2 protein-coding genes are annotated in these 10,315 nt (G+C 39.5%); both read left to right on the top strand.

The genetic code is table 11. From position 1 onward, the window contains the following. Positions 1-435: 435 nt before the first annotated feature. Entirely contained in the window at positions 436-6,861 is a 6,426-nt protein-coding gene (locus tag LNQ34_RS13925; RefSeq protein WP_230000168.1) for a non-ribosomal peptide synthetase, read from the top strand. A gap of 108 nt (positions 6,862-6,969) precedes the next feature. Next, positions 6,970-10,272: a non-ribosomal peptide synthetase gene (locus LNQ34_RS23545; protein ID WP_230000169.1), complete on the top strand. Its 3,303-nt coding sequence runs from the start codon at positions 6,970-6,972 to the stop codon at positions 10,270-10,272. Positions 10,273-10,315 lie beyond the last annotated feature (43 nt).

A 10,315-nucleotide genomic window follows, 5' to 3' on the forward strand; every position in this document is an offset into this window, starting at 1 on the left:
AACGTGAAAAATACTTAACACATAGCGACATCCATTTTTACATACAGGAAAGAATATCTGAAAGAAATACATTTCCTTCATCCCGATTTATCGGGACGTTTTATGTCAAGTGAAACGCCTTATTTGAGATCAGAAAAACTATGTTTCTATGTTTTTTTGAATTAATCCCACAACAGTTTAATATAAAATTTAATCGCGAGTTTCATTTTATATCTTAAGCATGGCTGTATTTAAGCAGCCATGCTTTTTTTGCAGTATTTGATACGCTCCTTTTTTAAAGGCGTAGATTTTTTTTCGGCTCAAAAAGAAAGTGTTTCTATTTACTAAAATTAATTATGCTCAGTGGGTAGTGGCATTTGACTGCCAGCTATTGAGAGAATAGTGTCATGGTTTGAGAAAATCATACAGGCATTTCATTACTTTAAAAATCATATCATGATAGAGAATCTAATACAAACATTACAATCCTTAAATATCAGGCTTCGAGTAGATAACGGAGATTTAAAAATTAATGCTCCTAAGGGGGCTTTGACTACCGAAATTATTGAAGAGATTAAAGCGCATAAAACGGAGCTGATCGAACTACTTTCGTCTTCAGAGTCTATCCCTAAAGCGGTTAGCAAAGAATCTTATGCACTTACTTCGCCACAGCGCCAATTCTGGACTTTAAGCCAGTTTGAAGGAGGTAATTCCGCTTATAATATATTTGAAGCATTTGAATTTAAAGGAGTTTTAGATTTTGAAAAACTAACTCAGACTTTTACTATTTTAACAGAGCGGCATGAAAGTTTACGTACTGTTTTTAAAGAAGATGAACAGGAAAATCTGGGACAATATATCATTCCTGTTTCTCAATATAAAGGAGTTTTACAGTTTACAGATTTGAATAATGCCACAGCTGAAGTACTGAGTAATTATGTAGAGAGATTTCAAAAGCATGTTTTTGATTTAGAAAAAGGACCGCTTTTTATAGGAGAGATTGTAAAGGCAGCGGCAGATCATCATATTCTGATGCTTAACATGCACCATATTATTGGCGATGGCTGGTCGATGGGGATATTGAGTAAAGAGTTTATGGCAGTTTACAATGAATTGACAATAGGGAATGAGGTTGTATTAGCGGAACTGCCTATTCAATATAAAGATTATTCAGAATGGCAGAATAGTCAAGCCAGACAAGCCATATTGGAAAAATCTAAGGCATTCTGGTTAGATAGATTTTCGGGAGATTTACCGGTTTTGAAACTACCCGCTAATAAAACAAGACCTAAACTTAAAACGTATAATGGTTCGGGATGCAGCCATTCTTTTTCAAAAGACAGTACTTCTCAGTTTAATGGCTATGCACAGCAAAACGGAGTAACACTTTTTATGCTTTTAATGGCAGGTATAAATGGATTACTTTCCAGATACACCAACACGAGAGACCTTATTCTAGGTACTCCGGCGGCCGGGAGAAAGCACAGTGATTTAGAAAATCAGGTTGGATTGTACTTAAATACGCTGGCCATTCGAACCACTTTTGAAGAAACAGTAAGTTTTGAAGAATTATTGGCCATACAAAAAGAAACTTTATTAGAAGCGTATTCCCATCAGGACTATCCTTTTGATAGTTTGGCAGAAGCGCTTAATCTTAAAAGAGACTTGAGCCGATCTGTTTTATTTGATGTTTTAGTGGTATTTCAAAACCAGCAGGAATTATTAACCTCCCAAGGCTTAGTGTTAAACGGTCTTGAAATAGCGCCTTATAAAAATTTAAAGAAGTCATTTAGTAAGTTTGATTTAACCTTTTCTTTTTCGGAGAAACAGGGGCAGCTGCATTTAAATATCGACTACAATACGGATATTTATGAATTGGATTTTGTAAAGCGGTTGGCTTCTCATTTCGATAGTTTTTTAACAAAGGCAATCCAAAATCCGGGTCAGAAAACGGCCAGTCTGGACTACATTTCAAGCTCAGAGAAAACGATCCTTTTGGAAGATTTTAGTACTTCAAAAACAGCAGCAACAGTAGAAGCTACAGCCGTTGAAATGTTTGAGCAGCAAGCCGGGCAAACCCCTGATGCCGTTGCAGTAGTTTTCGAAAACAGATCGTTGACTTACAGAGAACTCGACGCGCTTTCCAATCAGCTGGCGCATTATTTATTGACTCACTATGACATAAAAACAGAGGACCTGATCGCTGTAAAATTAGAGCGCAGCGAGTGGATTTACACCTCACTTTTGGCCGTATTGAAAACCGGCGGTGTTTATGTTCCTATAGATCCGGGTTATCCGGAGCAGAGAATTGCTTATATCGAGCAAGACAGTACATGTAAAGTTGTTATTGACGAGAAGTTATTGGCGAATTTCATATCGAGTCAGAACAATTATCCAACCACATTACCTGTGATTTCTTTGACCCCTGAGAACCTTATGTATGTCATTTATACCTCAGGCTCCACAGGACAGCCCAAAGGAGTAATGATCAATCACAAAAGTTTGGTGAACTACATCTTAAATCAAAAAGAAGAATTCGGGTTTGATGCGTCCGATCGTATCGTACAATTCTCCAACAACGCTTTTGATGCGTCGATGGAACAGATCTTTTTGGCTTTGCTTAGCGGAGCCACCCTGATTGGTGCTTCAAAAGAGCGTATTATTGATCCGACCGACTTTATAAACTTATTAAACCAACACAGTGTAACCCACCTGCATGCCACACCGGGTTATTTGTCACATTTAGAGCAGCTTTCCACTTGCAAGACCCTAAAAAGAATTGTTGCGGCAGGAGAAGTATGCCCAAAAAATCTGGCTGAAAAAATGGTCAAAATAGCCGACTTCTACAACAAGTACGGCCCAACAGAAGCTACCATTAGCGCTGTGATGGGAAGAGTAGAACAAAGCGATCTGCAAAGAAACCTCATTTCAATTGGCAAACCTTTAAAAGACAGTCAGATCTATATCTTATCCGATAATCTGGCGTTACAGCCGATTGGTGTATTTGGAGAACTCTGCATCTCCGGAAACAGCCTGTCCAGAGGATACCTGAACAACCCTGAACTTACCGAAGAGAAATTCATCGCTCATCCCTTCATTGCAGGAGCCAAACTCTACAAGACAGGCGATCTGGGCCGATGGCTACCGGATGGCAGCATCGAACTTACCGGTAGAAAAGACCAGCAGGTAAAAGTAAGAGGCCACCGAATAGAACTCGGTGAAATCGAACACGCACTATTGTCACAAGACAGTATCAGTCAGTGTGTGGTAACCGTACAAGACATAGAGACAGAACCCGCAATAGTAGCCTATGTGGTGGGAGAAAAAGAACTTGACAAACAAGAACTTCGTGTGCAATTGAGTCAATATTTACCGGATTATATGCTTCCGGGGTATTATGTACAATTAGACGCCATTGCATTAACTTCCCACGGTAAAGTGGATCTGAAAGCATTGCCTAGAGTGGATGTAAACGATAAGATTCAGCAGGAATATACCGCTCCGGTGACAACCTTAGAGAAACAATTAGTTGCAATCTGGGAAGAAATACTGGGCATAAATACCATTGGAACTACAGACAACTTCTTTGAATTGGGCGGACACAGTCTGAAAGTAATTTTGGTAGCCAACAAAATCAACCGACAATTGGGCTATCAGATCAGTGTGAAAGACGTCTTTTTGAACCCAACCATCTCAGGAATTATTAGTAAACTTGAGGAAGGAACCTTCACCGCCATACCCAAAGCAGAGCAACAGGAAAGCTACGTTTTAAGCTCTTCTCAGCACCGCTTATGGATATTAAGCCAGTTTGAAGGAGGGAATCAGGCCTACAACATTCCCGGTTCATTTGAACTCGAAGGAAATTTAAACACAGCACAATTAGCAGAAGCTTTCAACCTTCTTATGGCCAGACATGAAACCCTAAGAACCTATTTCAAAAGAGACGATCAGGGAGAAGTGCGTCAATTTATAGTCGATGCCAAAGACATTAATTTTAAAGTAGATTTTGAAGATTTTACTAAAGTTGAAAAACAAGAAGAAGCCCTGGAACAAAGCGTTGCCCAAAGCTATCAGTATCAATTTGATTTAGAGAAAGCTCCTTTGGTAAACCTGAAACTCATCAGACAATCAGAAAACAAACATCTGTTACTTTTCAACATGCATCATATTATTAGTGATGGCTGGTCGATGGGAATTTTAAGCCAGGAACTTATCACGATTTACGATCATTTAACTCAAAATAAAAGCATCAGTCTTCCGGAGCTCAGCATACAATATAAAGACTATGCCACCTGGATGCGAAGTGAAGAACAAATCACCAAACAAAAGAAATCAGAAGCCTATTGGCTGGAGATCTTTGGCGGTAATCTTCCGGTACTGGAGTTACCGACAGACAAAATGAGGCCAAAAATGAAGACCTATGCCGGAGATTCCATCACCCACAATTTCAGCAAAGAAGCAAGTGTTAAGCTGAAAACATTCTCAGAGCAGCACAACAGCAGCCTCTTTATGACCCTGATGGCAGGAATCAACGGATTACTCTCAAGATACACCAACACCAGAGACCTTATTCTAGGGACACCAATTGCGGGAAGAGAACACAGTGATCTGGAAAATCAAATAGGACTTTATCTCAACACCCTGGCCATTCGAACCCGTTTTGAAGAAACAGCAGATTTTGAAACCCTGTTGCAAATACAAAAAGAAACCCTGCTCGATGCCTATTCCCATCAGGAATATCCGCTGGACAATCTGGTAGAACAACTAGGCTTAGGTAGAGATACAAGCCGATCAGCACTCTTTGATGTGCTGGTAGTTTTGCAAAATCAGCAGGATTTATTTGCTTCAAATGCAGAACAAATAGAAAGTTTAACCTTAAAACCTTATAAAGCCAATCCAAGAAAAGTCAGTCAATTTGATTTAAGCTTCATCTTCTCAGAAAAAGAAGAACAGTTGAGTTTACACATCGAATACAACACCGACATTTATCAGCCGGAATTTGTAGCCCGTTTAGCCAATCATTTAGATACTTTTTTAACCAAAGCCTTCCAAAATCCGGAGCAAAAAGTAGCCACACTCAACTATTTGAGCCAAGCTGAGACCACACAATTGCTAGTGGATTTTAACGACACAGCAGTAGAGTATCCTAAAGATCACACTATGGTTGATTTATTTGTAACTCAGGCAAAGAAAACTCCGGAACAGTTTGCTCTGGTGACCGATAGAAAAAGCTTCACCTACAAAGAACTCGACGAGATTTCTAACGAACTCTCACACTACCTGTTAAGCAATTACAACTTAGCCGTAGAAGATTTAGTAGGTGTAAAATTGGATCGCAGCGAGTGGCTCCCTATTGCCTTATTGGCTGTTTTAAAATCAGGATGTGCTTATGTTCCAATCGATCCGAACTATCCGGCACAAAGAATTGAATACATCGAGCAAGACAGTAAATGCAAAATAACCATAGACGATAGCTTTATGGCAACTTTTAAACAAGCAGAATCCATATCAAAATCATTGCCGCAGATCACTTTTAGTGCACAGCAGTTGGCCTATATCATCTACACCTCAGGATCCACAGGAAAACCAAAAGGAGTTATGATTACCCATCAGAATGCGGTAGCCATGTTATGCTGGTCGCAAAGAGAATTTAGCGATACCGATTTTGATATCTTATACGCCGTAACCTCACATTGTTTTGACCTGTCCGTTTACGAATTTTTCTATCCGTTAAGCATTGGAAAACAAATCCGTTTACTGGCCAATGGATTATCGATAGGAGATTATATTCACAGCGACAAAAATGTACTGATCAATACGGTTCCATCGGTGATCCATACTCTGATCGAAAAAGGAACCACCTTTGAGAATGCCGTTGGAATCAACCTTGCCGGAGAAGCCTTTCCGGTAAGCATTGCCAATCATTTTGCAGCCTCAGGCATAGCCGTGAGAAATTTGTACGGACCTTCGGAAGATACTACTTACAGCAGTTATTACCGAGTAGAAGGGACTTACGAAAGCTCGGTACCTATTGGAAAAGCCTTAGACAACACCCAGTTTTACGTACTCTCAGAAGAGCTGGCATTACAGCCTGTGGGGGTAATTGGAGAAATCTGTATCTCAGGCGACGGTTTGTCCAGAGGGTATTTGTACCAACCGGAACTTACTGCAGAAAAATTTATCAAAAACCCATTCAAAGAAGACAGCAAACTCTATAAAACAGGCGATTTAGGTAAATGGTTACCTGACGGTACCATCGCTTACATTGGCCGAAAAGACAGTCAGGTGAAGATCAGAGGACATCGTATTGAACTCGGAGAAATCGAGCAGGTATTGCAGTCTCAGGAAGAGATCGATCAGTGTGTGGTCCTCACGGCAACTGTAAATGGCGATCCGGTGATTGTAAGTTACTTGGTAAGCACCGCAACTATTGACAAACAACAGCTTCGTCAGTCACTTTCGAGAGAATTACCGGAATATATGCTACCGAGTTTTTATGTGTTCTTGGATAAATTCCCGCTGACACCCAACGGCAAGATCGATAAAAAAGCCTTGCCTCCGGTAAGTACAGAGGATGTTATCCAACAGGAATACATCGCACCGACCAATGAAATAGAGGAGAAACTGGTAGCGATATGGCAGGACATTCTAAAACTGGAGAAAATAGGCATTACCGATAATTTCTTTGAATTAGGAGGAAACAGTTTAAAAGCTACTGTTTTAATCAACAGAATCAACAAGGCTTTTGATACGAGATTTTCTATTGAGGATTTGTATGAAACCCAGGATGTTATTGGAGTTTCGGAAAAACTAAAATTTATCGTATTCCAGAATGAATTGGCCGGAGAGTCGGTTGATGATTTGGATGAAATTATGATATAAACTGATCTCAGTTCAGCCGATAGTATTTTTTGGTGCTAACTAGTGAGAGGAGAATATAACAATTCTGAAAAACAGAGATGCTTTTTAATTTACTTAAAAAATGATATCGTGATAAAAAAATTACTACATACGTTGCAATCCTTGAATATCAGACTTCGGGTTGAAAATGGGGATTTGAAAATTAATGCTCCGAAGGGGACTTTAACTCCTGAAATTATTGAAGAAATTAAAGCACATAAAAATGAACTGATCACCTTACTTTCGTCTTCAGAGTCAATTCCAAAGACAGCAGTCAAAGAATCTTATGCGCTTACTTCGTCTCAGCACCGTTTGTGGACCTTAAGTCAATTTGAAACCGGTAACTCAGCCTATAACCTGTTTAATGCCTTTGAGTTTAAGGGAGAATTGAAACTTGAAAAATTAGCCGAGGCCTTTCAAATTTTAGTGAGGAGACATGAGAGCTTACGTACCATTTTTAAAGAAGACGAACAGGGGAATCTGGGACAGTATATTGTCCCGGTGGCTCAGTACAGTGGAACTTTACAGTTTACAGATTTAAATAATGCTACAGCTGAAGTCCTGAGCAATCACGCCAATGCACTTCAAAGACATGCTTTTGATTTAGAAAGAGGACCTCTTTTTATAGGAGAGATTGTAAAGACAGCTGCAGATCATCATGTTCTAATGCTTAATATGCATCACATTATTGGCGATGGCTGGTCGATGGGGATATTGAGTAAAGAATTTATAACGATTTATAACGAATTGGTTATAGGAAATGAGATCGTATTATCCGACTTGTCTATTCAGTACAAAGATTATTCAGAATGGCAAAACAGTCCGTCCAGACAAGCAGTGCTGGAAAAATCTAAAGCGGTATGGTTAGAGACATTCTCAGGAGATTTACCGGTTTTGGAACTGCCTTCCAATAAAGTAAGACCGAAGCTTAAAACGTATAACGGCTCGGGGTTAAAGCACACTTTTTCAAAAGAAATTACCGGTCAGTTTAATGCTCATGCACAGCAAAATGGGGTAACACTTTTTATGTTTTTAATGGCAGGTATAAACGGATTATTGTCCAGATATACCAACACCAGGGACCTCATTTTAGGAACCCCCATAGCCGGAAGAAAACACAGTGATCTGGAAAATCAGGTTGGATTGTATTTAAATACACTGGCCATTCGAACCACATTTGAAGCAACAGCAAGTTTTGAAGAATTACTCAGTATACAAAAAGAAACCTTACTAAAAGCCTATTCTCATCAGGATTATCCTTTTGATAGTTTGGTAGAAGCGCTTAATCTTAAAAGAGATTTAAGCCGTTCGGTTTTGTTTGACGTCCTGGTGGTATTTCAAAATCAACGGGAATTATTAGCGTCTGAAAACCTAACCATAAACGGTGTTGAAATAAAGCCTTATAAAAATCTGAAAAAATCATTTAGCAAATTTGATTTAACCTTTGCTTTCGCAGAATATCAGGGAGAACTGAGTTTGTACATGGAATACAATACCGATATTTACGAATCTGGATTTGTAGCGCGATTGGCGGCTCATTTAGATACTTTTTTAACCAAAGCCCTCCAAAATCCGGAGCAAAAAATAGCCACACTCAACTATTTGAGCCAAGCCGAGACCACGCAATTGCTAGTGGACTTTAACGACACAACAGTAGAGTATCCTAAGGATCACACTATGGTTGATTTATTTGTCAGTCAGGCAAAGAAAACCCCGGAACAGATTGCTTTATTAACCGATACCAAAAGTTTTACCTACAAAGAACTCGATGAGATTTCTAACGAACTCTCACACTACCTGTTAAGCAATTACAACTTAGCCGTAGAAGATTTAGTAGGTGTCAAACTGGATCGCAGCGAATGGCTGCCTATTGCCTTATTGGCTGTTTTAAAATCAGGATGTGCTTACGTTCCAATCGATCCGAATTATCCGGCACAAAGAATTGAATACATCGAACAAGACAGTAAATGTAAAATAACCATAGACGATAACTTTATCGCAAGTTTTAAACAAGCAGAATCCATATCAAAATCATTGCCGCAGATCACTTTCAATGCACAGCAGTTGGCCTATATCATTTACACCTCAGGATCCACAGGAAAACCAAAAGGAGTTATGATCACCCATCAGAATGCGGTAGCCATGTTATGCTGGTCACAAAGAGAATTTAGCGATACCGATTTTGATATTTTATACGCCGTAACTTCACATTGTTTTGACCTGTCTGTTTACGAATTTTTCTATCCGTTAAGCATCGGAAAACAAATCCGTTTACTGGCCAACGGATTATCAATAGGAGATTATATTCACAGCGACAAAAATGTACTGATCAATACCGTTCCATCGGTAATCCATACTCTGATCGAAAAAGGAACCACCTTTGAGAATGCCGTTGGAATCAACCTTGCCGGAGAAGCCTTTCCGGTAAGTATTGCCAACCATTTTACCAACTCAGGCATTGCCATTAGAAATCTGTACGGACCTTCGGAAGACACCACCTACAGCAGTTATTACCGAGTAGAAGGCACTTACGAAAGCTCCGTACCTATTGGGAAAGCCTTAGACAACACCCAGTTTTATGTACTCTCAGAAGAGCTGGCATTGCAACCTGTGGGGGTAATTGGAGAAATCTGTATCTCAGGCGACGGTTTGTCCAGAGGGTATTTGTACCAACCGGAACTCACCACAGAGAAGTTTATCAAAAACCCATTTAACGATACGACTAAATTGTACAAAACAGGCGATTTAGGTAAATGGTTACCTGACGGCACCATCGCTTATATTGGTCGAAAAGACAGTCAGGTGAAGATCAGAGGACATCGTATTGAACTCGGAGAAATCGAGCAGGTATTGCAGTCTCAGGAAGAGATCGATCAGTGTGTGGTCCTCACGGCAACTGTAAATGGCGATCCGGTGATTGTAAGTTACTTGGTAAGCACCGCAACTATTGACAAACAACAGCTTCGTCAGTCACTTTCGAGAGAACTGCCGGAATATATGCTGCCGAGTTATTATGTGTTCTTGGATAAATTTCCACTAACACCCAATGGTAAGATCGATAAAAAAGCCTTGCCGCCGGTAAGCACAGACGATGTTATCCAACAGGAATACATTGCTCCAACCAATGAAATAGAGGAGAAGCTCGTTGCCCTCTGGCAGGAGATACTAAAATTAAATAAAATTGGAACGATAGATAATTTTTTCGAACTGGGCGGGAATAGTCTTAATGCAACCAAGCTATTGTCATTAGTACATCAGACATTTGACATTAAGGTAAATATGGAGGTCGTTTTTACAAATCCGACTATTCAGTTTCTGGCAGTAGAAATAGAGAATTTAATATGGTTAAGAGAAATTAAAACCACTTCTGACGTAAAAAAAATGGTCATTTAAATCGTTGATGATTAGAAATCAAGGTTTACAGAATAGAGATTGT

Origin of the sequence: Flavobacterium lipolyticum, assembly GCF_020905335.1 — a bacterium.
GTDB lineage: Bacteria > Bacteroidota > Bacteroidia > Flavobacteriales > Flavobacteriaceae > Flavobacterium > Flavobacterium lipolyticum.

Bases quoted from the DNA above. Each gene is read 5' to 3' on its own strand.
- LNQ34_RS13925 (WP_230000168.1), top strand. From the start codon at position 436: ATGATAGAGAATCTAATACAAACATTACAATCCTTAAATATCAGGCTT.